The organism is Flavobacterium chryseum (assembly GCF_004362015.1).
Taxonomy (GTDB): domain Bacteria; phylum Bacteroidota; class Bacteroidia; order Flavobacteriales; family Flavobacteriaceae; genus Flavobacterium.
Genome location: NZ_SNWW01000006.1, coordinates 229,680 through 254,531 on the forward strand (window position 1 = coordinate 229,680; position 24,852 = coordinate 254,531).

17 protein-coding genes and 1 pseudogene are annotated in these 24,852 nt (G+C 35.5%); 5 read left to right on the plus strand and 13 right to left on the minus strand.

All coding sequences use genetic code 11. The annotated features are described in order from the left end of the window. Positions 1–19: 19 nt before the first annotated feature. From EV143_RS13530 to EV143_RS13555, 6 genes are all read right to left on the minus strand, one after another. The gene (locus EV143_RS13530) at positions 20–1,741 is read right to left on the minus strand and encodes an FAD/NAD(P)-binding protein (RefSeq protein WP_133508472.1); all 1,722 of its coding nucleotides are present in this window, start codon (positions 1,739–1,741) and stop codon (positions 20–22) included. Positions 1,742–1,928: 187 nt separating this feature from the next. Continuing rightward, positions 1,929–2,747 (minus strand): methionine ABC transporter substrate-binding lipoprotein MetQ, encoded by an 819-nt coding sequence (gene metQ / locus EV143_RS13535; RefSeq protein ID WP_133508473.1) that lies wholly within the window; start codon positions 2,745–2,747, stop codon positions 1,929–1,931. A 209-nt stretch (positions 2,748–2,956) separates the two neighbouring features. Then, on the minus strand, positions 2,957–3,610 hold the full coding sequence (metI, locus tag EV143_RS13540; RefSeq protein ID WP_133508474.1) for a methionine ABC transporter permease MetI: 654 nt from the start codon (positions 3,608–3,610) through the stop codon (positions 2,957–2,959). Then, positions 3,603–4,634, minus strand: coding sequence for a methionine ABC transporter ATP-binding protein MetN (metN, locus tag EV143_RS13545; protein WP_133508475.1), 1,032 nt, complete (start codon positions 4,632–4,634; stop codon positions 3,603–3,605). The genes metI and metN overlap by 8 nt, the downstream gene beginning before the upstream one ends. Positions 4,635–4,951: 317 nt before the next feature. Continuing rightward, positions 4,952–5,473 carry a PPC domain-containing DNA-binding protein gene (locus EV143_RS13550; protein WP_133508476.1) on the minus strand — a complete coding sequence of 174 codons (522 nt, stop codon included), beginning with the start codon at positions 5,471–5,473 and terminating at the stop codon, positions 4,952–4,954. A 91-nt stretch (positions 5,474–5,564) separates the two neighbouring features. Then, positions 5,565–6,794, minus strand: coding sequence for a PQQ-dependent sugar dehydrogenase (locus EV143_RS13555; protein WP_133508477.1), 1,230 nt, complete (start codon positions 6,792–6,794; stop codon positions 5,565–5,567). Between the two features lie 537 nt (positions 6,795–7,331). Here EV143_RS13555 and EV143_RS13560 point away from each other — a divergent pair. Further along, positions 7,332–7,886 carry a phage tail protein gene (locus EV143_RS13560; RefSeq protein WP_133508478.1) on the plus strand — a complete coding sequence of 185 codons (555 nt, stop codon included), beginning with the start codon at positions 7,332–7,334 and terminating at the stop codon, positions 7,884–7,886. A 5-nt stretch (positions 7,887–7,891) separates the two neighbouring features. Here the strand turns inward: EV143_RS13560 and EV143_RS13565 are convergent, their stop codons facing one another. Next, entirely contained in the window at positions 7,892–8,905 is a 1,014-nt protein-coding gene (locus EV143_RS13565) for an SAM-dependent methyltransferase (protein WP_133508479.1), read from the minus strand. Positions 8,906–8,995: 90 nt separating this feature from the next. Here EV143_RS13565 and EV143_RS13570 point away from each other — a divergent pair, with 90 nt between their 5' ends. The 3 genes and pseudogenes from EV143_RS13570 to EV143_RS13580 all read left to right on the plus strand — a co-directional run. Next, a complete protein-coding gene (locus EV143_RS13570; RefSeq protein WP_133508480.1) occupies positions 8,996–15,274 on the plus strand; it encodes a T9SS type A sorting domain-containing protein in 6,279 nt (2,092 codons plus the stop codon). Positions 15,275–15,326: 52 nt separating this feature from the next. After that, the gene (locus EV143_RS13575) at positions 15,327–16,178 is read left to right on the plus strand and encodes an outer membrane beta-barrel protein (protein WP_133508481.1); all 852 of its coding nucleotides are present in this window, start codon (positions 15,327–15,329) and stop codon (positions 16,176–16,178) included. Positions 16,179–16,350: 172 nt separating this feature from the next. Then, a pseudogene (locus tag EV143_RS13580) lies at positions 16,351–17,013 on the plus strand (AAA family ATPase); the annotation flags it as partial. A gap of 94 nt (positions 17,014–17,107) precedes the next feature. On the opposite strand, the gene EV143_RS13585 reads toward EV143_RS13580, so the two are convergent. The 6 genes from EV143_RS13585 to EV143_RS13610 form a co-directional block, all read right to left on the minus strand. Beyond that, entirely contained in the window at positions 17,108–19,552 is a 2,445-nt protein-coding gene (locus EV143_RS13585) for a TonB-dependent receptor (RefSeq protein WP_133508482.1), read from the minus strand. Positions 19,553–19,794: 242 nt separating this feature from the next. Continuing rightward, positions 19,795–21,411, minus strand: coding sequence for a PAS domain-containing sensor histidine kinase (locus tag EV143_RS13590; protein WP_133508483.1), 1,617 nt, complete (start codon positions 21,409–21,411; stop codon positions 19,795–19,797). 5 nt (positions 21,412–21,416) lie between these two features. After that, positions 21,417–22,430 carry a SpoIIE family protein phosphatase gene (locus EV143_RS13595; protein WP_133508484.1) on the minus strand — a complete coding sequence of 338 codons (1,014 nt, stop codon included), beginning with the start codon at positions 22,428–22,430 and terminating at the stop codon, positions 21,417–21,419. Next, positions 22,423–22,839 carry an anti-sigma regulatory factor gene (locus EV143_RS13600; protein ID WP_133508485.1) on the minus strand — a complete coding sequence of 139 codons (417 nt, stop codon included), beginning with the start codon at positions 22,837–22,839 and terminating at the stop codon, positions 22,423–22,425. The genes EV143_RS13595 and EV143_RS13600 overlap by 8 nt, the downstream gene beginning before the upstream one ends. Next, positions 22,820–23,218 carry an STAS domain-containing protein gene (locus EV143_RS13605; RefSeq protein ID WP_133508486.1) on the minus strand — a complete coding sequence of 133 codons (399 nt, stop codon included), beginning with the start codon at positions 23,216–23,218 and terminating at the stop codon, positions 22,820–22,822. The genes EV143_RS13600 and EV143_RS13605 overlap by 20 nt, the downstream gene beginning before the upstream one ends. Positions 23,219–23,238: 20 nt before the next feature. Then, positions 23,239–24,069, minus strand: a complete 831-nt coding sequence (locus tag EV143_RS13610; protein WP_133508487.1) for an STAS domain-containing protein — start codon at positions 24,067–24,069, stop codon at positions 23,239–23,241. A gap of 268 nt (positions 24,070–24,337) precedes the next feature. Between EV143_RS13610 and EV143_RS13615 the strand changes: the two genes are divergently transcribed. Beyond that, positions 24,338–24,688, plus strand: a complete 351-nt coding sequence (locus tag EV143_RS13615) for a hypothetical protein (RefSeq protein ID WP_166638157.1) — start codon at positions 24,338–24,340, stop codon at positions 24,686–24,688. Positions 24,689–24,852: the final 164 nt, after the last annotated feature.

The window sequence follows — 24,852 nt, forward strand, 5'->3', positions numbered from 1 at the left end:
TTTAAAACCAAAAGGTTACTTAATTTTTCAGAATGCTGTTTAAAATACGTAACGAAGCTGCTTCGCAAAAATCCAATCCGGAATAATCAGGATTAAATCCGCCAATATAAGGAACGGCCATAATAAAAATATTTTCATTATAAGCTCCGTATTGATCAATAATCTGAAAATTATCATTGATCGCAATTCCCGAAACATTCAGAAAATAAGTACCTTTATCATCTTGTTCAACTTGTTCGTTGCCGTTCTCTAAAGCCTCTTTTCCTAAAGCTTTAGATTGGAATCTTATTTTTGCCGGACTAATTATCTTTTGTGAAACCAATCCTTTAAAAGGAAAATTATCATAAGATAAATGTGGCTGACCAATACAATCGACAAAAGTTTTGTAATAAACAGATTGATGATTATTGTCTTCATCTTCAAAATGATATATAATTCCGCCATTCTCCTGCGGCTCAACCGTGCTGTCTGAACCAACCGATACAATATCTAAAATTCCCGCCTGATGCAAAGCAAGAAGTTCTAAACAAGAGGTTTGAGGAACAAAAGCAATAACGATAGAAATGAGCGGCATTAAAACTTTTTGTAAGCGCTGCATATCTTCGGCAGATAAATATTTAGCGGGCTGATTCATAGCAAAACTTAATACGGCCAACATTTCTTTCCAATAAACAGATTCGTGTCTTTTAATTGACTTTTCAGCTTGGATATATTCTGCTTTTAAAAGCGTAAAAGGTTCAATTCGTTCTCGTAATTCCATCATTTCTTCAACAAATTCTTCTATCGACAGATTCTTAATTCGCTGATAAAATTCAGGGTCTTTGGAAATAAAAATATCTTTAAAATCCTTTTCAAAAATATAATCTAAAGATAAAAATCCACCATTATTTTTTTTATGTAAATCAATTTCTTCAGGAGTTAGTAGTGATTCGTTGTTGAGATGTGAATCTTCAAGATGAAAACGAACAGCCGGAAGCAATCCGTTTCTGGAATGTATCACCATTTTAAACTCCGGACTTTCGTTATTAATTTTAAAAATCACATTGCCATTATCCTCTTTTTCAAATATTCCGTTACTCCGTGCCAGTGTTCTGATGGCATCTATTGCCGTTAAAGAAGAACCTCTGACGGCCACAGCATGATTAAGTTGTAAAATTAGTTTCGAAGGCGGATACGGAGCATCATAATAGCCCGGAATTTTGCCTTCGTATTTTTTTGGCCATTTATGACCTGTACAAATTATAGCATAATCAAAAGGCAAGATACCAAGACCTGTAGTTTCTACATATACCTCTTTGCTTTTTTCGTTTTGACGAATATCAATTACTTCATTTTCAAAATGCACATTTGTTGTTATTCCTAACTTGTTTGCAGCTTGTTCCAGTAAAGCAAACTGATCAGAAAGATACTGGCCAAATAACAATCTCGGTACCACTTTGTATTCGTTAAATTCTGACGGATTTATTTTATATCTTTCTAATAAATAAGCTGGTGCAGTATAAATCCATTCAGACATTGGTGTTACAATACACGGTATTTCATTATCAGAAACATTCGTTACATGTTCATCATTTGCACCTTCAATACTGTATGGCATTCCTGCTCCCAACTGAGTTCGTTTTTCAAAAATATCAATTTCAAAATCAGTTTCTCCGGACTCAATTAATCTTTTATAAGCAAACAATCCACTTGGTCCTCCGCCTAAAATAGCAATACGTTTTTTTTGCTTTTCAATTTCCATTAACTACTATTTTATAAAAATTACATACTAAAATATAGTATAAATTTATTGCAATAAAATGTCATTATCGTTATACAATTAGCACGTTGAAAATGGAAAAAATGGGGTTATTCTGAAAAAGCTTGAGAAATAAAAAAACGCCTCAAATTGAGGCGTTTTTTATTATTTAAATATATTCAAAACTGAATTACCAACCCTTCACAGCTCCGCCTTTAAATTCGCGTAAAGCTGCTGCTTCTACTTCTGCAGATTGAAAAGCCTGTAAAAATTGTTTTACTCTTTCATCATTTTTATTGTCTTCTCTGCTTACGACAAGATTTACGTATGGAGAATCTTTATCTTCTACAAACAAGGCATCTTTTGACGGAACTAATCCGGCTTGTGAAGCAAATGTATTGTTGATAATCGCAATAGATACGTTTTCATCATCTAAAGCTCTTGGCAATTGAGGCGCTTCTAATTCTAAGATTTTAAGATTTTTTGGATTCTCAACAATGTCTGTTACTTTCGGTAATAAACCTACACCATCACGCAATTTTAATAAACCGTTTTTTTGTAAAAGCAATAACGAACGGCCTCCGTTTGTTGGATCATTTGGAATAATGATCGTGCTTTCGTTTTTTAATTCAGAAAGACTTTTGATTTTTTTTGAATACGCAGCAATCGGATAAATAAATGTTTTACCAATGATTGCCAATTTGTACCCACGCTGTTTTGATTGTTCGTCAAGATATGGTTTATGCTGAAAAGCATTAGCATCGATATCGCCCTGGCTTAAAGCTTCATTTGGTATCACGTAATCGTTGAAAGAAACCAATTCAACCTCAAGTCCGTATTTTTCTTTGGCTACTTTTTTAGCTGCTTCAGCTACTTTATATTCCGGTCCGGTTGCAACACCTACTTTTAAAAAATGTGGATCGTCGTTTTTGGCTTTACCACAATTAACCAATGAAAGCGTCAAGGTTAAAATTCCGATTGCTTTTAAAAAATTATTTTTAGTAATCATTATTCTATTTTTTATAATTAATATTTATTTAATGCTGTGTGTAATTTAACCGCAAAGTTTGCAAAGGTTTTTCACGCAGATTTAAAAAGATTTGAGCAGATTTTAATTTAAATAATCTGCCTTGATCAGCTTAAATCCTTTTAAATCTGCGTGAAACAAATTATTGATCTTTAAATAAACTTGGTGTCTTTGAGCCTTTGTGGCAAATTCTATCTATGATCAAATTTTTTCGATAAAGTATCTCCAATAAACTGGATCAGGAATACCAAAAGTACCAGTAATGCCAATACTGAATTCATCGTCACGGCATCATAACCAATATATCCGTATTGATAACCCACTTGTCCTAAACCGCCCGCACCAACAGCACCGCCCATTGCAGAATATCCTACAAGCGTAATTAATGTAATTGAGGCTGCGTTTATTAAAGAAGGCAATGCTTCCGGAAGCAAAACTTTATAAACAATTTGCAATGGCGTTGCTCCTAATGCTCTCGCTGCTTCAATAAGTCCTGATGGCAAACCCAAAAGGCTATTCTCAACAAGACGTGCAATAAAAGGCGCTGCACCAATACTTAACGGCACTAATGCGGCACTAACTCCAATAGAAGTTCCTACAAGTGCACGCGTAAACGGAATCATCCAGACAATTAATATAATAAATGGAATGGAACGAAAAATATTCACCAAAACAGACAAAGAGCGGTTTAAAACCGGTTGATCTAATATTTGATTTTTTCGGGTAAGGAAAAGTAAAATACCTGTTGGAAGTCCTAATGCGAAACCAAAAAAGCCAGACACAAACGTCATAACAATAGTTTCCCAGGTTCCTTTTAATAACAATTCAATAATGGAATCAGACATAACCTATAATTTCTGTTTTAATATGTTTTGAAATAAAATATTGGATGGCAGCTTCGTAATTCTCGCGTTTGCCTGAAAGTTCAATCAGCATAACTCCAAAATTAACATCGCCCGCCTGATCCATTTGTGCGCTGATAATTTTGAAATCAGTATCGAATAATCTTGAAACTTCTGAGATAACTGGTTCATTTACAGATTTACCGGTCATTTCAAGTCGTAATAACGGATTCAAATTTTCACCATCTTCCTTTTGCAATCTATCCTGATAAACTGATGGAATATCAAGATGCAAGGATGAAGAAATAAATTCTCTTGTAAGTTCATGTTTTGGATCTGCAAAAATTTCACCTACACTTCCCTGCTCTATCAATTTTCCGTGACTGATAACGGCAACCTCATCACAAATCGATTTCACGACTTCCATTTGGTGTGTAATCAACAAAATGGTAATGTTTAGGCGACGGTTTATATCCTTTAATAAATTTAAAATAGAACGTGTAGTTGCAGGATCAAGCGCGCTTGTCGCTTCATCGCACAAAAGCACTTTTGGGTTATTTGCTAATGTTCTTGCAATGGCAACTCTTTGTTTTTGTCCGCCTGAAAGACTTGCAGGATAATCATTTGCTTTTTCTTCTAAACCAACTAATTGCAACAGTTCTGAAACACGGGTTTTTATAGCTTCTTTTGAAGTTCCGGTAAGTTCTAACGGAAATGCTACGTTCTCAAATACAGTTCGTGATGAAAGTAAATTGAAATGTTGAAAAATCATTCCGATTTGTCTTCTCTCAATCGCAAGCTGTGCGTTTGATAATTGGATTAAGGATTTTCCATCGACAATAATTTCTCCCGAAGTTGGTCTTTCCAAAAGATTTACACATCGAATTAATGTGCTTTTTCCGGCTCCCGAAGTACCAATTACACCAAAGATTTTTCCGGGCGGAACTTTAAGTGAAACATCAGATAAAGCAGAAACAATTCTGTTTTTTTGATGAAAAGTCTTGGTTACATTTTTTAATTCAATCATTTTTAATTCAGTTTATTTGTGGCATTGAAACTTTTATTGTTTTCACATTTATAAAATTTAAAATAAAAAAGCCTTTCAGGTTACTATGAAAGGCTTTTGATATAAATACTATATTTTTTATGTAGAAGCCAGATCACTTAATTTCATTGTAACAACACAACATATCAACATGTTGCGGCTATAATGCATTGTATTCTGGATAATGTTTCTCATTGCTGCGGCAAATTTAAAGAGTTTATTTTAAATTTTACTGCAAAAAAGAGAAAACTTTTAATAGCCTATCAAAATAATAGACTACTGTTACGATTACACTGATTTTATTTCAAACATGGTAGCTGAAGCACATTAGCATTTAAGGGCTGTTCTATTTTTCGTTCCAGTTTTTCCTGATTAAGGGTTATATAAATTTCCATAGATCCGGTTCCCACTTTAAGTGCCAGAATATGACCTCCGTAAGCATCAAACTTTTCATCAGTCGCAACTCCGTGAATATGTATGGAAGGTTTTCCCTCGCTCCAGGCAATTGAGCCTGTAAGGTTTCCCATTTCGACTTTATTGAAGGTTTTTGGATTAAATTTCTTTTCATTAAAATCGTAAAAACCAAAAGTTGCTTCCTGCGCAAATCCTATTCCGGTAAAATTTGCCGAAGGAATTTTTTCTTCTTTTGCTAAATTTTCAACTGAAGAAATAACATTATCACCTTCGCGTAGTACCATTAAATATCCTGATGTTGTTTTGGTATATCTGCATTTCTCACCAATTTCTTTTTGTTGCGCCTGCATTGTTACCGCAAAGCAAATCAACATTGGTATTATTATTTTTTTTGCTTTTGAATACATATAATTGAGTTTAATAATCTTTAAATCTGTATTAAAAAAGTAAAGACGCAATTATTGCGTCTTTACATATATAGAAATAAAATTTAGTTTGTTATTTTTTATCAATTCTATAAAGTCTTCCTCCGTCGGTTACAGCATATAATGCACCGTCAGCTCCTTGTGTTACATCTCTAAAACGTTGGTTTTCTGATGCAAGAAGTCTTTCTTCACCTATTACTTTATTGTCTCTGATTGCAAGACGTACAATATGCATTCCGCTTAAAGCGCCAATGAAAAGATTGTTTTCCCATTCCGGAACACGATTACCGGTGTAGAAAGTCATTCCGCTTGGCGAAACTACAGGATCCCAGTAATATACAGGTTGCTCCATACCGTCTTTTTTCTGGATTCCGTCACCAATTTTTTCTCCACTATATTCAATTCCGTATGTAATAGTTGGCCATCCGTAGTTTAGTCCGGCTCTTACTCTATTAATTTCGTCACCTCCGCGTGGTCCGTGCTCAGAAAGCCAAACTTCTCCGGTAACAGGATGAAGTGCTAATCCTTGAGGATTTCTATGTCCGTAAGAATATAGTTCCGGTAAAGCTCCTGTTTGAGTAAACGTAGGGTTTCCTGATGCTGCAGCTCCATCTTTTGTTATTCTAACCACTTTTCCAAGTCCTGTAGAAACAGATTGTGACAATGGTCTTGTTTCAAGTACAGAACGTTCTCCCGTACTTACGACAAGGTTTCCACTTTTATCAAAAAGAATACGTCCGCCATAATGAAGCGTACTTGCGTTTGCCGGATTAGCACGATAAATTACTGTTGCACCTTCTATTGCGGTTTCATTGCTTGATAATTTTCCTTTGGCAACTGAAGTTTGATTTTTACCTGCAGTGTTTTCAGAAAACACCCAGTAGATCATTCTGTTTGTAGCAAAATCAGGATCAAGGCATAAACCTAATAATCCTCCTTGCCCAGCAGCATTTACAGCAGGAATTCCTGTAATAGGTGCACTAACTTCTCCGGTTACCTTAACAATGCGGAAATTTCCGGCTTTTTCGGTAACTAATAATCTTCCGTCAGGCAATGCTTTTACTCCCCAGGGAGCAGACAGAGTTGTTGTTATCACTTTTCCTTCAAAAGGTGTATTTGTTTGTACACCATTTATACGGGTCTGACCTGCAAAAGCTGGTGTATAAGTGGTGTTAGGTGCTGTGGTTTCGACCGGATTTGTAACTGTTCCAGGATCTGTATCCTGATTTTTGTCGTCGTTAGAGCAGCTTGTAAAGGCTAATAGCGCACCAAAAATAATGGCGATGTAATGTAGATTTTTCATGGTATTTTGGGATTAATGAATTAAAATATAATTTTTTCTAGTCTGAAATAGAGTACTATATGAATTTTACTACAGGTATTTCTTAATTCAAATATCAAAATTTAAGGCTAAAAAATCTTACATAATTTAACGTAAGATTTATAGAATTAATTGTTTGAATTTAATTAATTCTATAAATAAATAATTTTATCATTCAAATAATTGTCGTGAAATGTCCTTTCGTGACAAAAAAAAACCATTCTGTAACATATTTTTCTTCCATGTTGTATTAGCTATATACTTTTAATTTGAATAAGTCACATATATATCATAGGATGGAGATTAATTATTTAAAAAAAGTCTCAATAAATAAGAGATCTTCAAAAAAATAAGTAAAACTTTCATTTTTGAACTAAAATCAGGTATAAATACCTGTATATTAGGTAGATATAAAAAGTAACTTAGCATAATACTAAAAAACTGTCAAATTAATCGATTGCTGTAGAGATAAGATGACAAAAACCAAAACGAATTTATAACTATCTAATTTTTAAAACCATGGAAGAATACATTGGAATTGTAAAACTTTTTGCAGGAAATTTTGCCCCTAGAGGATGGGCTCTTTGTAATGGACAAATATTATCTATAGCACAAAACAGTGCTTTATTTGCAATTTTAGGCACTACTTATGGTGGTAATGGCCAAACAACTTTTGCATTGCCTAATCTTCAGGGAGCAGTAGCTCTTGGAGCAGGAAACGGGAATGGTGGAAGCTATGTTCTCGGGCAAGTTGCTGGTACACCTAGTGTGTCTCTTTTAACAAGTAACCTGCCAGCTCACGTTCATACCGGACCTGGTAAAATTTCTGTAAGTGCTACAAATGCTACAGATTCAACACCGGTAGCAGGTTCATCAATAGGAATACCCGGATCAATTGTTTCGAGAGTTTTTACACCTACATTAGGTTATGCAACTGCAACCCCAAGTGTAGACTTAATAAGTAATGTTACAACTGGTGCAACTGGTAACAACCAGCCAGTATCAATAATGCAGCCTTATTTAGCGATGAATTATATTATTTGCCTTGAGGGTATTTTTCCATCAAGAAACTAATACTACTATTTAAGAGCGTTTACATTGTATGACCATTTTGGTATTTCGCTAAAATCATATATCAATTGAATTTTTGACCAATCATTGATACTGTACAAAGAAACCACACAATAGGGATTTGTAATATAGGATTCGGCAGTTTTTAACTCAATATCTTCAAACACCTTAATTTCAGTAAAAATACAGACATCAGGGATTTTAGCAAAATTTTCAGGCAGATTATAAAAGTCACTTTCAAATTTAGAATAATGACTTATACTGCTAAGTTCTTTGTTTATTGTAAATAATCTATCAACAAATACATGATGAGGATAGGGCTGCATTTGATTGTAGCTCTTTACCTCATCTATAGCGTTTTTAAGGGATGGTTCATGGTCAAGAAAAGTATAAGCAAGATCAATTCTTATTTCTTCAGGAATTAAAATTCCATGAGGTGGTAATTGCTTAACGATATTTTTTACTATAGCAACTTGCGGCTCACGGGTAAGTGCATAATGCATGGTTTCGGATATGGCTAAATCGATCGTAAAATCTTTTGGTTTCGTGTAAGTGATGGCATCCGTTTCAATTAATTGCAAGGAGTATTCATTAAGACCTGTTACTTTTAAAAGATGATGAACAGACTCTATGGATTCTGCATTAATATCTAATAAAATGGCATTAATCCTCTCTTTATTAAACATCGGAAGTAAAGGCAGAATTAATGTTGCATAAGGTCCACAGCCTGCATAAAGTATATTAATGCTTCTTTCGGGAAAATCAGCAGTTAATTTAGTTATAGCATTGTAAATTCCTTTGATAAAATAAATGGTTCGCAAATAATCATCGACACAATCTGCTGCACCGGAGCTTGATAAAGCAATACCGCCTTTTACAGAAACTTCATTTTGAATAGAATGTTTAACTGAAGAAAGCCTGCTGTAAAAATCAGAAAGTGTTTTGGCACATTTTACATGATCACTAATAGTATTTGACTCAATGATAGATTGAACAATAATCGCAAGCTCTTGTTTATACATATTTCAAATTTAATTATGATTTGAAGTTGGAAATTTAAAACAAAAATAGAATGCAACAATGCAAAAAGATTAATTCAATATCAGAAAATTATGAAAAAAATTTACTTATTAATTCTGCTGTTTTTTTCGATGCAGTTTCTTACTGCACAAACGACAGAAACATTTGAAAGTTCGACAATCGCTTCATCAAGTTTTACAAGCGGTACAAAAACATTCAATCTTACCAGTAGTTATGTTAGCTATGTGGTATCTCAAGGCATTGGTTTGGGCTATAATCAATCAAACAGGTATATACAGGTTGCAGATTCAGCAGGACCTGAAGGACTGGGACAAACAGGAACCATTACTGCTGCGACAGGTAGTTTTAAACTTAGCAGCTTATGGATTTATCTAACTGGAAATTCTGCTCAGGATGCAAGTGTTACAAGCAATGGTCTGCCAGGATCTGTCACCTTTAGAGGAAAACTGGCTGGTGTTACGCAATTTACGGTTGTAAAAACTACAACTGGTGCTGATACGGGATATGTACTTCCAGGCAATGGTTTTCTACAAATTAATTTTGCAACGGAAGGCGGCAGCAATAATACAAACATTATAATTGATCAGCTTGAAGTTCAATTGAGCAGCAATTATGATTATTTTGCTATTGATAATTTTACATGGAATAACGGAGCATCTGCTCCCACTGTTACAACTGTAGCAGCAACAAATGTTAAATCTGTTTCTGCAACACTTGGTGGTAATGTAACTGCTGATGGCGGTGATGCGAGTATCGAAAGAGGAATTGTTTGGGCTACAACAGCTAATCCAACTACTGCAAATACTAAAGTTCAGATAGGAACTGGTTTGGGAACATTTTCAAATGTTGTAACAGGACTTCCTCCTGCTACAACAATTCATTTTAGAGGTTATGCCATAAATAGTGGAGGAACTAGTTACGGAGCTGATCAAACTTTTACTACAGGAGCAGCCCTAAGCACTTCATCAACTCCACAAACTAATGTAAGCTGCAACGGAGGAAGTAATGGTACAGCAACGGTGGTTGCAGTTGGAGGAACATCTCCTTATACCTACTCATGGTCACCTTCTGGAGGTACTGGAGCAACAGCATCCGGACTTTCTGCTGGACCTTATACTGTAACGATTACGGATAATGAATCAACACAAATTACCAGAAACTTTACAATCGCACAACCGCCTGTATTAAACGGGACACCTTCCACAACAACTGTATCGTGCTTTGGAGGATCTAACGGAACGGCAACAATTGCAGCTACGGGAGGCACACCTTCCTATACTTATTTATGGTCTAATGGAGCTACAACGGCTAGCGCAACAGGACTTTTGGCAGGAACATATAGTGTAACTATTACTGATGCAAACTCTTGTACCAGAACGGTAAACAATATTACAATAGGCCAACCAGCTGCTATTCTTAACGGAACTCCTTCTACAACAGCAGTTTCTTGTTTTGGAGGATCTAATGGAACGGCTACAATTACAGCTTCGGGAGGTACACCAGGATATACTTATTTATGGTCTAATGGAGCTACAACGGCTAGCGCAACAGGACTTATTGCCGGAACTTATAGTGTTACTATTACGGACGCGCACTCATGTACACGAACTGTAAATAATATTACAGTTGGCGGACCAGCTGCTATTCTTAACGGAACTCCTTCTACAACAGCAGTTTCTTGTTTTGGAGGATCGAACGGAACGGCTACAATTACAGCTTCGGGAGGTACATCAGGATATACTTATTTATGGTCTAATGGTGCTACAACAGCTAGCGCTACAGGACTTATTGCAGGAACTTACAGTGTCACTATTACAGATGCGAACTCATGTACACGTACTGTAAATAATATCATAGTCGGCGGACCTGCTTCAATTATTAACGGAACTCCTTCTACTACTGCAGTTTCTTGTTTTGGAGGATCGAACGGAACGGCTACAATTACAGCTTCGGGAGGTACACCAGGATATACTTATTTATGGTCTAATGGAGCTACAACGGCTAGCGCAACAGGACTTATTGCCGGAACTTATAGTGTTACTATTACAGACGCGAACTCATGTACGCGAACTGTAAATAACATTACTGTGGGGCAATCGTCAGTAATTAATGCAACTCCAACGCAAACTAATGTAAGCTGTAATGGAGGTTCTAATGGTTCAGCAACTGTTACACCAACTGGAGGAGCGGGAGCTTATACTTATCTTTGGTCTAATGGTGCAACAACCTCAACAATAAGCGGTATAACACAAGGAAATTATAGTGTTACAATTACAGATGCTAATTCTTGTCAAACTACACAAAATTTCACTATCACTCAGCCTGCTGTATTGACAGCTTCACAGGGAACAATAAACAATGTAAGCTGTAACGGAGGATCTAACGGAACTGCTACAGTTTTGGTTACCGGTGGAACGGGAGCTTATACTTATTCATGGTCACCTTCTGGAGGAACTTCGGCTACAGCAACAGGTCTTACAGCGGGAACTTATACTGTTACCGTGAATGATGCAAATTTATGTCAAACTACTCAAAGTTTTACGATTACAGAACCAAATGCTTTTTCTGTAACAACTTCAAAAACTGATGTACTATGTAATGGTTCAGCAACAGGATCTGCAACGGTAAATGTAACGGGCGGAGCTGGTTCTTATACGTATTCTTGGGCTCCATCCGGAGGAACTTCGGCTACAGCAACAGGTCTTATAGCCGGAACTTACACTGTTACTATTACAGATGCTAATACATGTCAGACCACAAGAACTTTTACTATCAACCAGCCAAATGCACTAATAGCTACACCTGCGTCACAAACAAACATAGGTTGCCGTGGAGAAGCTACAGGATCAGCTACAGTAAATGTAACTGGCGGAACAGGTACTTACACCTATTCATGGGCCCCATCTGGCGGAACTGCAGCTACGGCTTCAGGATTAGTAGCGGGAACTTATATTGTAACGGTAAAAGATGCGAACTTATGTCAAACGACACAAAGCTTTACTATTACTCAGCCGGCAGCAATTCTTTCTGCAACTACAGCTTCAACAGGAGTGAGTTGTTTTGGTGGAACAAATGGATCTGCAAGCGTAACCGTATCAGGAGGAACGCCAGGATACACTTATTTATGGGCGCCTTTAGGAGGAACTTCAGTATCAATTTCAGGCAGACCGGCAGGAAATTATACCTGTACTATTACAGATTCTAACGGATGTACATTGGTAAAAAATATCACCATTAGTACACCTGCAGCATTCTCGGGAACAATATCAAAAACTGATGTTTCTTGTAATGGAGGCTCAAACGGTACAGCTACCGTAACGGCAATAGGCGCTACAACTCCGTATAATTATGCATGGTCTCCTTCAGGAGGTACAGCAGCAACAGCTACTGGACTATCAGCAGGAAATTATACCGTTACTATCCAGGACGCCAATACTTGTGTTTATACAGTAAATGTTACCATAAATCAGCCTGCTGCATTATCGGTTACACCATCACAAACAAATGTGCTTTGTAATGGAGGAGCTAGTGGAACTGCAAATGTTTCCGTTTCCGGTGGAACGCCGGGTTATACTTATATATGGTCACCTTCAGGAGGTACAACAGCAACAGCTATTGGATTATCAGCAGGAAACTACAGCTGTTTAATTACTGATAGTAAGGGTTGTACATTCACACAAAACTTCAACATTACCCAACCTGCAGTACTTGCAGCTTCAACAAGTAAAATTGATGCAACTTGTATAATTGGCGGACAGGCGTCTGTTACTCCTATTGGTGGAACATCTCCATATACTTATTTATGGGCGCCATCTGGAGCTACAACAGCAACAGTAACAGGATTACCTGCCGGAAACCATAGTGTTTTAATCACTGATGGTAATGGTTGTACTTTAATTAAAAATTTTACAATTAACACGACAAATACGTTAACTGCTACTACATCTCAAACAGATGTTTTATGTAATGGTTCAAATACAGGTTCAGCTACAGTAGTTCCGTCAGGAGCTCCGGCTCCTTTTACCTATGTATGGGCGCCATTAGGAGGTAATGCTGCTACAGCCAATAATCTTGCAGCAGGAAACTATACAGTAACAATTACATCTGCTAATGGTTGTTCTACAACAAAAAGTTTTACAATTACACAACCAAGTGCGCTAGTTGTTACTCCATCACAAACTAATTTAAGTTGTAATGGAGGATCAAACGGATCAGCTTCTGTAAACGTAACTGGTGGTACTGGTGCATATACTTATGCATGGTCGCCATCTGGAGGAACTTCAGCTACAGCAACAGGATTGGTTGCCGGAAATTATACAGTAACCATTACAGATGCTAACTTATGCCAAACAACACAAAGCTTTGTCATAACAGAACCAACTGTGCTGGCATCAACGACTATTCATACAAACGTAAGCTGTAATGGAGGTTCTAACGGATCTGCAACTGTAAGTGCAACTGGTGGAACTGGAGCATATACTTATGTCTGGTCACCGTCTGGTGGAACTGCAGCTACGGCTTCAGGATTGACAGCCGGAACTTATACCGTAACAATTTCTGATGCTAATTTATGTCAGACAACTGAAACTGTTACTATTACCGAACCTTTAGCTCTGGATGCAACAATTTCACAAAACAACGTGACTTGTTTAGGAGAAACTAACGGATCTGCAACCGTTTCAGTAATAGGCGGAACCGGTGCTTATACTTATCTATGGTCTCCATCAGGAGGAACATCAGCTACTGCTACAGGTTTGGCAGCAGGAAATTATACGGTAACAATTACAGATGCTAATTCATGTACTTTAACAAAACCAGTAACGATATTAACGAATCCGGATATTCTTGCACCAGTACCTGATGTAACGAATCTTCCCGATATTACGAACTATTGTTCTATTTTATCATCTGAAATTAGCATTCCAACAGCAACAGATATTTGTGTTGGAAGTATTACAGCTACAACAACAAATCCATTAAACTATACTGTTGAAGGTAATTACACTATTACATGGAGTTATAGCGATGGTAACGGAAATACGTCATCACAAAATCAAACAATTCATGTTCTTGCTTCACCTTTAAATCAGGTAACTTTTAGTGATGCTGAATTTACTTTTGACGGAAATCTTCATACCGTACAAGTTGCCAATCTTCCTGCCGGAGCTAGTGTAACTTATACTACAAATCCAGCAACCGGAATCGTAAATGGAGCAACGAATGCGGGAGTTTATACGGTTACTGCAACAGTTAGTCCTTCAGTAAGTACACCAAATTGTTCACCAATTACACTTACTGCGCAACTTACTATTAAGAAAGCAACTCAACAAATTACTTTCGGACCTTTGGCAGCAAGAATTCTTGGAATTAATAACAACTTTAATTTAAACGCTAATTCAAATTCAGGTTTAGCTATACGTTATTCATTTACCTATACTTCTGCCCTGCCACCTGCAAATGTTTCTGCAACTGGTTTGGTAAATCTGTTACGATCAGGTCAGATAACAATTACGGCGCATCAGGATGGAAATGCTAATTATCTTCCGGCAGCAGATGTTTCGCAAGTGCTCGTAATTAAAAATAATGATGTAACAATTAGTCAAATTAATATTGGTAATCAGGTATTTCAAAATCCTCCAAAAGATTTAACTTATCTAATGAGTTGTGGAGAAAGCAATGTTAATGTTGTAATAGCGAACACAACAAATGCAACTATTACACCTTCTGCTAACTTTACAATTACGCCTCCTAAACCAGGAATTTATACACAAAATGTTACGATAACATCTGAAGATGGATCTTCAACAGCCAATTATACGATTAAAGTAGAAAAGCCTTTTGGTTTCTTCGATATTGTTCGTCAGAAGTTTAACAATGTACTTCTTGTGAATAATAATCCTCTAACTAATGGTGGTTATGAATTTGTTTCGTACCAATGGTTTAAAAATGGAGTATTAGTAGGAACCGGTCAGTATTACACTGCCGGAAATGAATCTGGTAATGTTTTAGATACATCTGCTGTGTATAGTGTAAAAATGACTACTAAAGATGGAAAAGTGCTTCAAACTTGTGGAGCTACAATTGCATTACAAAATTCATTTCAGGCTAAACTTTATCCGAATCCAATTGAAACCGGAAAAATTATTACTGTTGAAGCTGATTATCCTGCAGAAGAATTGGAGAATATGCAAATAACACTTTACTCTGTTTCAGGTCAATTGATTAAAACAGTGAAGTCATCTACAGTGATAACCGAAATACAATTACCTCCAACAACTGAAGGCAATATCTATTTAGTAGTTCTTGAAACTGCTAACGTAAAAAAATCATTCAAGGTAATTGTAAAATAAATAAAACCCGCCAGTACTAGATAAAAATAGTACTGGCTAATATAACGTTAAGATGAAAAAATATATAAGCAACTCTATAAAACCATTCGCTACAATTGCGGCACTTTTAATAATATACCTCAATAGTTATGGTCAGCATAAAAAACAGGAAATTTCGATTTCAGTAGGCGGTCCGTTTTCATTTGTGAAGGCCGTTTCTGCCGGATCAACAGTTCCCGGAAATGGTATTAGTGCAGGACTTCGTTATTCCTATTACTTAAATGAAGGTTTGAGTATTGGCGTTGGTGTAGAATATCAAACGTACAATACTGATATGAAATTTCAATATCTGGCAGGACAATACAATACTGTTGATGCCGAAGATGAATCGTTTCAGTTTAGATATAAAGCAACTAATTTAAGAGAAGAACAAAAATTAGCCTACGTTAATGTTCCTATCGGAATTCAGTTTGAAACTCCCGGATCAACAAAATTATATCTTGCTGCAGGAGCCAAAATAGGATTTGCTACAAGCGGAAGTTATGAAAGTACAATTCAGAATTTAACGACAAGCGGCTATTATCCGCAATATAATGTAGAATTATTTGCTCCGGCATTTGCAGGTTTTGCAAGCACAGATAATATCAAAACAAGCAAACAGGATATAGATACCGATGTATCGTACTCAGCAACTTTTGAAACTGGTTTAAAACAAAACCTGGGAGAGAGAAACTCTATTTATATTGGCCTTTATTTAGACTATGGATTAAATGATATTTATGATAAAAGTGAAAATAAAAATCTAATTCAATATAATGCCCAACTGCCAGTACAGTTAGGATACAAGAGCGTATTTGATTCATCTTACGCACGCGATATGAGATTAGTTTCTTATGGTATTAAACTAAGATTCGCACTGCATTAATTTTAGTTAAAAGATGAATTAATTATAAAAGCCAATTTCTGGGGGGAAATTGGCTTTATTTTTTAGTTCAAAAAAATACTTTATTAATCTTCAATGAATAATCGGTACGGAAATACATTTGACGATCTGTTTTTTAAATTTTTCATAAAACTTTCACACAAATAATCCCATTCCCGGAGCACCTCCGGGGTATGTTGGCTATGAAGAAGGCGGACTGCTAGTGAATAAGATCAGGCAAAAACCATATTCTATTGTTTTATTTGATGAAATTGAAAAAGCGCATCCTTCTGTTTTTGATGTTTTCCTCCAGATTATGGATGAAGGTAAATTGCATGACAGATTAGGAAAAGAGGGTGATTTCTCAAATGCTATTATTCTTTTCACTTCAAATATTGGAGCAGATCATATTGTGGAAACTTTTAATAAAGGTCAGATTCCGAGTTCTAATTCTTTAATGGAAATTATGGGGAATTACTTTAGACCTGAGTTTTTAGGAAGATTAACAGAGATTGTACCCTTTGCGCCTATCAGTAAAGAAAATGCCTTAAAAATATTTGAAATCCATCTTAAATAAGAGTTTATGGATTTACTTAAAAATATTAATATAACGGTGGAAATTCCGATGGAAGCCAAACTCTATCTTGCAGAAAGTGGATACAATGCAAAATATGGTGCAAGGCCAATTAAAAGTATTATCAGAAGTCATTTAAGAAGACCTTTGGCGAAGAAAATTATTGCAGGCGAAGTAAAAGATGGCGACACGATAACTGTAGTTATCGAAAATGAAGAAGTAAAATGGATTAATCAGGAATTGATTGATGTTGTTGAAAATTAACTGCTAAACTAAGCTATATAAAAGTAAATAAAATGCCATCTCAAATTGATTTTGAGATGGCATTTTTATTTCAAGCTTATAAAATAGAATTATATTAGAATTTGTATGTTACTCCAAATCTTACATTGGTTGGCTGTTCTGTTTGCCAATAGTAAGCATTAACATTAGTAGATGCATAATATGAACCACTGTACAGGTATTCGTTAAGAATATTAAATACGTTTGCAGTAAATTTCATTTTGCCTGTTTCGTATGATAAACCTCCATCTAATTTAAAATAGTTAGGTAATCTCTCCAAACCTGCGCTCCAGGTATCCGTTAAACGTCCAGCAAGATAAGTTCCTCCAATAGAAGCACCTAACCCTTTTAATTTACCACTCGGAATACTATAGTTCAACCATGCATTAGCAACGTGTTTTGCAAATCCGGGAATATCATCGCCTACTTTAATACCAGAAACACCATTACTTAATTCAAGAACTCTGGATTCTGTAAAAGCATAGTTTGCAATAACATTAAAGCCGTCGAAAATTTTTCCTCTCAAATCAAATTCAGCACCTCTTGCTCTTTTCTCACCCAAAACAATACTGTATTGTTGTCCTGGCTCATTTTGAGGATCGCCTGTAAGTTCATTTTGTTTCAAAATGCTATAAACAGATAATGTGGTACTCCATGTTCCGTCAAACCAATCTTTTTTGATCCCAAATTCAAGGTTACTACCAGTAAGTGGCTGTACTTTTTCTCCGCTTTTTATAATACCTGATTGTGGTATAAAAGCCTGATCGTATAATCCGTAAATTGCTGTGCTTTCAGTTACAGAAAAACTAATTCCGCCACGTGGCGTAATATGTGCATCTGCAACCGGATCTCCTCCCCAGCTTGACTGACTAATCCACGTATATCTTAAACCAGCAGTTACTCTAAGTTTATTATCGAAGAAACCAAGTTCATCCTGAACATATCCCGCAGCATACTCTGAACTCATCAAACCTCCTGCAGCCTTCGCTCTGATACTTAAAGGTGTCTGGCGATCGAAATTAGGTAAACCATTAGCAGGTGTTCCATAATTAGGATTAAAAATATTAAATGGAGTTGCAAATGTATCCAGATCATGCGATTGTCCCCAATCTGCAATATAATCTTTGCTTCCTAAATCTACACCACCCAATACTTTATGTGTAACAGCTCCTGTATTAAATTTTCCGTTAACAAATATTTGTCCCAAAAACATATTACTTTCAGAATCCCAGATACCAACATTTCTAATGATTTCTCCAACTGCAAGAGTTCCGTCAGGGGTTCCGTCATAATTCAAATCTACTGGACCCGGCCCCACTCCGCTTGGCCATGAACTATATCCTTCCTGCAAATATTTAAAATAAGTTGTTTGTGCAGTAACTTTCCAGTTATCATCAAACTTATGTTCAAAAACAAGGTAACCACTATGGTCGTTTATTTTTGTATCAGGTAAACCTGGCTGAGTCATTGTAAAACCTACCGGCATGGTTCCGTAGCGCGCAGCATCGGCACCAAAAACATAAAAAGAACCAACTTCGCTCATGTTAGCATGTTGTAAGTTGTATTCAAGTGTAATTTTTGTTTTATCATCAACCTGATAGGAAAGTACCGGAGCAAAAACATAACGGTCATTGTGTTCAAATGGTCTGTGAGAACCTTTCTTTTGAATTGCTCCGTTAAATCTGTATAAAAATTTTCCTTTTTTATCCAATTTTCCATCAAGATCAAGACTGGCTCTGTAGAAATCATAGCTTCCTGCCATCACTGTTGCTTCGCCTTTAGTGACTCCTGTTGGTTTTTTGGTAACTACATTATAAAGACCGCTTGGATCTCCGCTTGAAAGCATAAATCCTGCTGGTCCTTTTACAAATTCGATATGATCTACAAAACTCATGTCTTCAGTAAGTGGTCCCCAGAAAGAAGACACCACATTAAATCCGTTACGGAAAGCCTGAATTTGAGAACCTCGCATTGTAATGTTAGTATACATATCGCCCCAGTGTTCTAAACGTACAGCTCCGCTCACATTTCTGATAACTCCGTCGCTCATACTGATGATTTGCTGGTCTTTTAAAGTCTGACCACTTACAATTTGAATGTTTTGTGGAATTTCAAGAACGGGAGTTTGTAAACGCAATGACAAAGAGGGTTTATCCTGCTTGTATTTGTTTTTTGTAATAACAACTTCATCAAGATCTTCCTGAGTTTCAGAAAGTGAAAAGTTTTTCGTTGTTGTTTGTTTAGCCGTAACAACAATGTTTTCTTCAACTGGTCTAATACCTACAGATTTAATACTGATAGTGTAACTACCTGCTTTTACATTTTTTATTTCGTATTGTCCGTGTTGGTTTGTAACGGCGTTATACTTTGTTCCTTTTAGACTCACAGAAATATTTTCTGCTGGAGTATTTCCGCTTAAAATGACTTTTCCGGTAACTTTTCCTGTTTCCTGACCCATCATTGTTAATGATGTTAAAAACAAAAAGCTAAACAGAATCTTTTTAAAGGTTATAATATTCATTTGGTTTAAGTTTAAATTCACGGCAAAAGTAAACGCAATAATCCTTTTATCCAAATTATTTTTAATCATTCTAAATAAAAATTGTGATATAAAATAAAAAAGAGCTAAGCATTTATTTACAAATACTTAGCTCTTTTTATCTAGCTCTTTCTGCTATTATGAATTATTTCCTGACTGAAATTATTTTTTTGCCGGTCTTTTTAAAACAAAATATCGTCTGAAGTTATCGCTGAATTATATTTCTATTTTTTTGGAAAATATACCCAAAAAGTGGTTCCTTCTCCGGGCTTGCTTGTAAAATTAATTGCTCCATTATGATTTTCAATAATTCGTCGGCACAAGGCAAGTCCAATACCATTACCACCATACTGATCACGTTCGTGCAGCCTTTGGAACATATCAAATATACGGCCTGAATATTGGCTGTCCATACCAATACCATTATCAGCAATCGAAATGACTTCATACTTACCTGAAGCGGCAAGTTCATCTTCCGGACCGGCATTGTTTGCTGCTATTGTTACGCTTGGCTGATCTGAATTAAACTTTAATGCATTGTTGAGCAAATTATAAAATAATTGGCGAAGCTGTGTACTAAGTCCTTTAACTTCCGGTAGTGTTTTTACATTAATCAGAGCGTTTTTTTCTTCAATTACCATACTTAAATCATCTAAAATTTCAGATATGGTATCATTAAGATCAACTTCTTCAAAATGATGGTCTTTAATGTCTATTCTTGAATAATTAAGAACGTCGCTAATCAAATGCGATAATCTTCCGGCAGCCATTGTAATTTTATCGAAATAATATTCTTTTTTCTGCTCTTCTGAAAGACTTATTCCTGCGCGCGAAAGCATGATCATAATTTTGCGCAATGGTTCCTGAAGGTCATGACTGGCAATGTAGGCAAATTGCTCCAGTTCTTTATTTTTAAAAAGTAATTTTGAATTTGCGCCTTCTAATTCCTGCTGAATCAATTTCAATTCAGAATTATCTTTAAGGGTATCAACCATTATTTTTTGGGCATCAATATCCACAAAATAAATGAGCCAACTGCTAAAAGTTCCGTCTTCTGCTTTGTTTGGGATAATTGAAACTAAATGCCAAATATAATTTTGTCCGTTTTTGATTCTGGCTTCTCCTAAAAATTCAGTTTTATTTGATTTTGCCCGATTCCATCCTTCTAAAATTGTATTTACATCATAGTGATGAATAAAAGTAATTAAAGATTTTTTGTCAAAAACAAGAAGTGGCGATTGTAGATGTTTTTCTAATGAATCATTTTTCAGAAGAACATTATTGCGTTCGTTTATGATACAAATTAAAACCGGAATTGTATTAGATAATTGTCGGTATCTGTTTTCGCTCTCGCCCAGTTTTTCTGAAAGTGCAATGAGCTCAATATTTTTCTTTCTGATTTCGTCATAAGGCGATAAAGGCGGCTCATATTTGAAATAATCCAGTAAACCTTTTATTTTCGTTTCTGAAAGAAGTCCGGGTGACGTAACCAAATGACTTATTGTTGTAACCGATTTGTTATTGGAATAAGTATATTTTATGTTGCCGGAAATTTTTTCCGCATAACTAAAAGCTTCCGGATTGCAACTTTTCAGATCAACAGAATCAGTTAGAATAGCGACAATTTCTTTTTGTGTTGCTTTGATAATATTTATGCCAAGTACCAATAAAGAGTTTTTTCCTTTTGCAATAGAACATCTTGCGATTTCAGATACAGCGGTCGAAAATCTGGTTTGGGCAGAAGATGGCATCCCACACATTTCAGCAATTTTCATAGATCGCTTATGGGCTAATATTAAGTCCATTTCGTTATCAAGATTGATTTTTACGATCTCTTTCATAACACTTAAATTATTTTAGCAACGAGAATTGTAGCATCGTCAGTACCTCTTATATTTTCTTTTAATATAGAAGATGCAATAATACCAGAATTTTGTTTTAATATCGAAGTAAAATCATTTAAATTCCATCTTGTACGCAATCCATCGCTATGCATAACCATAATCTGATGTTTTTTGTACGGAAGAATTGTACTGTTTAAAGTACGGGGAATATTATGACCTATAATTCCGTTATACGGAGTATAGGTTTTGTTTTCTAAACCATTATGAATGCGTGTATTTATATTACCAACGCCACAGATATTCCAGGTTTCTTTATCATAATCTACAGACGCGATTGTTGCAACAAGTCCCCTGCTCTTTTTTACACTGCCGTGAATTTCCCTTATAATTTCTGAAGGTTCAGTCTCTACAGTTTGTTTAAAAGCTTTAATTGCTAGTTTTACGGCTTCACTGGCGTGTTCACCATGGCCTAAACCATCGCCTACAAATATCTGAAAACCTTTTCTGGAATTTTTAATATGATACCCGTCTCCACAAACTTTCTCGCCCGGATAATTAATACCAATTCCAGCGTAACTGAATCCGTTTTTTAATTCAGGAAAAACAATATCAGATTTTTCGCAAATTTTGATATATTGCACGGTTCCCCAATTTTTCATTGAATAAATCTGAAAATCGTTACTTAGTCTTTTAATAGTTCCTAATCCGTGTCCGAGTGTGTTTGATGAAGAATAACCATCATTCATCATTCTTGTCACATTTTCAATTCCTATTCCATTATCAAGACAATAAATCTCAATTTCATTAAATCCTTCATTAAAATGAGCTCTGTACAGCAGCTCACCTCCATTTGCATATTTAATGAGATTTGAAGTTAATTCTGCAATTATGATATCTGTTTCGGCAGCTCTGTGTGGTGTAAAACCCAACTGAAGCGCCAGATTGTGTATTTCTCTTTTTATAAAAGCGATCAGACTTCGATCGTCAATTTTATAACTGGAAAAAGTATTATCCATTTTTCCATTTTATTATAGTTACGGTAGTTCCGCTTCCTAGTTTTGTTTTAATATCAAATTCATTTACAAGCCTTTTTGTTCCGGGTAAACCCAAACCTAAGCTTTTTCCTGTGCTGTATCCGTCTTTCATTGCCAGGGATACATCTGCAATTCCGGGGCCGTTATCTATAAAAGTAACGCGCACGCCATTATCCCGACCATTACTGACAGACTCTATTATAACTTTTCCGCCTCCGCCATATTTTAAAAGATTACGTACAAGTTCACTCGTAGCGGTAATAAGTTTGGTTTGGTTCAGAATACTCATTCCTATCTTTACCCCATACTCCTTCACACGATTACGCAACGGAACCACATCTTGCTCTTTTAGTATAAAAGCTTCTTCTTTATTATTCGTTATCGTCGTCATAAAGCTGCTCTTCATTATAGCTAGTATGCATTTTTGAGCGCAGTAAATCCATGCCTTTCTCAACATTCAGGGCACTAATAACTCCATTTAAGGACAAACCAAGTTCAACAAGTGTAATAGCAACCGCAGGCTGCATTCCTACAACAACAGTTTGTGCATCCATTATTTTAGACATTACTGCAATGTTTCCTAGTATACGACCCATAAATGAATCTATAATCGAAACTGCCGATATATCAATTAACACACCTTTTGAACTATGTTTACTTATGGTATTTATCAAGTCTGATTCCAGGTTTTCTGCCAGCTGATCATACAAATCTACTTGTATGGTTACCAACAAAAAATCTCCCATTTTGAGTATAGGAATTCTATCCATATTTATAAAATCTTATTCGGTTATCTTTTTTTAACTACAGTTAACTGAAGCATATCGAAGGCTGTTTGAAGAGCGCTTGCCAATGAAGCTTTAGTAATAATACCCGTAAGATCTATTCCTAAATGTACTACTGTTTGTGCAATTTCAGGGCGAATACCACTAATAATACATTCTGCTCCCATTAAACGTGTTGCACTAACCGTTTTGATAAGATGCTGTGCTACAAGTGAATCTACTGCAGGTACACCCGAAATATCAAGTATTGCAATCGAACTTCCTGTATCAACAATTTGCTGTAAAAGATTTTCCATTACAACCTGTGTTCTTGAACTGTCTAATGTTCCAATAATTGGTAAGGCTACAATACCATCCCAAACTGCAATAACAGGTGTAGAAATTTCACTAATTTCATCTACTTGTCTTGATATAACATCTTCTCTTCCTCTCATGAAAGCCTCAAATGTTAATATCATCAAATTGTCTATAATAGCATTCAATCTCAAATTTGCAGTAAAAAGTTCTGCTCTGTCTACAATTAATTCTGAAAGAATTTGTGAAGAAGCTTCTTTGAATGTTACAAGATACTGAGCATTTTCTCTTGGAGAAAACCCACGTTTACCTCTTGAAGATGAGATTCCTACAATAAGATCCTCGACTTTTTCAGACTCATTAGAGTTTTCATACTTGCCATCTGATATCGCTAATGCACTTAAAAATAATGAAGCAAATTCTTTTGATTCCTCTTCTTCTACTGCACCATCTCCAGATCCGCTTTCTAAAAGAAGTTGTGACCAAATCGTTAGTAATTTATTTTCGTTTTCCTTTAATTTTCCCAGGAAGTTGTTTTGCATGTGGATTTTATTTGAATTTTCGTAAACAAATATAGACATTTAAATCTGAAGCGCCGTTATAGAATTAGTAAAACAAAAAAAGAGAAATTTAAGGACGTTTTTCTGATATATATTCTAAATTCAATGCTATTTTTCATCACTCCTACTTTGATTTGAAAACAATATTTACTTTAAAATAAAAACACAGAACGTTATAGATTTTGAAAATAAGATTTCTATATTTGCAACCGTGTTGCATTATTAGCTGCCGGATTTCCAAAAATCAAGAATGAAAAAGAAAATTATATTTATTAATTTTTTAATGTCTTTAACCGTATTGTTTTCAATGCTGTTTCAGACCGTCCATTCTTACGAACATGTTTATAAGCAGTTAACAGAGAAACACTGCGATCATAAATATAGCGCCCATCACAAGCAAATAACACACGCACATTCGGTTGAAAATAATTGTCCTGTTTGTCATTTTACATTTAGCACTTTCATCCCAAATGCATTTCATTCTTTATCATTTCAAAACGTAAATGTTGTAAGTACGCCTGTATTTTTTTACAAAACAGCGGCTTCGACATTTTTTAAAGGAAGTCTTTTCGCTTTAAGGGCACCTCCTGTACTTTCTTAGTTACTACAATTTTTAATGTCTAAAATCATCTTTGCTTTTGTTCTAAAATAAAGGCTGAGCTATTCTGTTTTATTTTTCTTATTGAAAGATAAAAAGTATAAAACTATAAAACTTTTCGTAGTAACATTCCTGTTTCTTTTTAGAAAATCCAGAATCAATGCCTT

Excerpts from the sequence above, each read along its gene's own strand:
- EV143_RS13530 (WP_133508472.1), bottom strand. The coding sequence starts at position 1,741 with ATGGAAATTGAAAAGCAAAAAAAACGTATTGCTATTTTAGGCGGAGGA.
- metQ (WP_133508473.1), bottom strand. The coding sequence starts at position 2,747 with ATGATTACTAAAAATAATTTTTTAAAAGCAATCGGAATTTTAACCTTG.
- metI (WP_133508474.1), bottom strand. The coding sequence starts at position 3,610 with ATGTCTGATTCCATTATTGAATTGTTATTAAAAGGAACCTGGGAAACT.
- metN (WP_133508475.1), bottom strand. The coding sequence starts at position 4,634 with ATGATTGAATTAAAAAATGTAACCAAGACTTTTCATCAAAAAAACAGA.
- EV143_RS13550 (WP_133508476.1), bottom strand. The coding sequence starts at position 5,473 with ATGTATTCAAAAGCAAAAAAAATAATAATACCAATGTTGATTTGCTTT.
- EV143_RS13555 (WP_133508477.1), bottom strand. The coding sequence starts at position 6,794 with ATGAAAAATCTACATTACATCGCCATTATTTTTGGTGCGCTATTAGCC.
- EV143_RS13560 (WP_133508478.1), top strand. The coding sequence starts at position 7,332 with ATGGAAGAATACATTGGAATTGTAAAACTTTTTGCAGGAAATTTTGCC.
- EV143_RS13565 (WP_133508479.1), bottom strand. The coding sequence starts at position 8,905 with ATGTATAAACAAGAGCTTGCGATTATTGTTCAATCTATCATTGAGTCA.
- EV143_RS13570 (WP_133508480.1), top strand. The coding sequence starts at position 8,996 with ATGAAAAAAATTTACTTATTAATTCTGCTGTTTTTTTCGATGCAGTTT.
- EV143_RS13575 (WP_133508481.1), top strand. The coding sequence starts at position 15,327 with ATGAAAAAATATATAAGCAACTCTATAAAACCATTCGCTACAATTGCG.
- EV143_RS13585 (WP_133508482.1), bottom strand. The coding sequence starts at position 19,552 with ATGAATATTATAACCTTTAAAAAGATTCTGTTTAGCTTTTTGTTTTTA.
- EV143_RS13590 (WP_133508483.1), bottom strand. The coding sequence starts at position 21,411 with ATGAAAGAGATCGTAAAAATCAATCTTGATAACGAAATGGACTTAATA.
- EV143_RS13595 (WP_133508484.1), bottom strand. The coding sequence starts at position 22,430 with ATGGATAATACTTTTTCCAGTTATAAAATTGACGATCGAAGTCTGATC.
- EV143_RS13600 (WP_133508485.1), bottom strand. The coding sequence starts at position 22,839 with ATGACGACGATAACGAATAATAAAGAAGAAGCTTTTATACTAAAAGAG.
- EV143_RS13605 (WP_133508486.1), bottom strand. The coding sequence starts at position 23,218 with ATGGATAGAATTCCTATACTCAAAATGGGAGATTTTTTGTTGGTAACC.
- EV143_RS13610 (WP_133508487.1), bottom strand. The coding sequence starts at position 24,069 with ATGCAAAACAACTTCCTGGGAAAATTAAAGGAAAACGAAAATAAATTA.
- EV143_RS13615 (WP_166638157.1), top strand. The coding sequence starts at position 24,338 with ATGAAAAAGAAAATTATATTTATTAATTTTTTAATGTCTTTAACCGTA.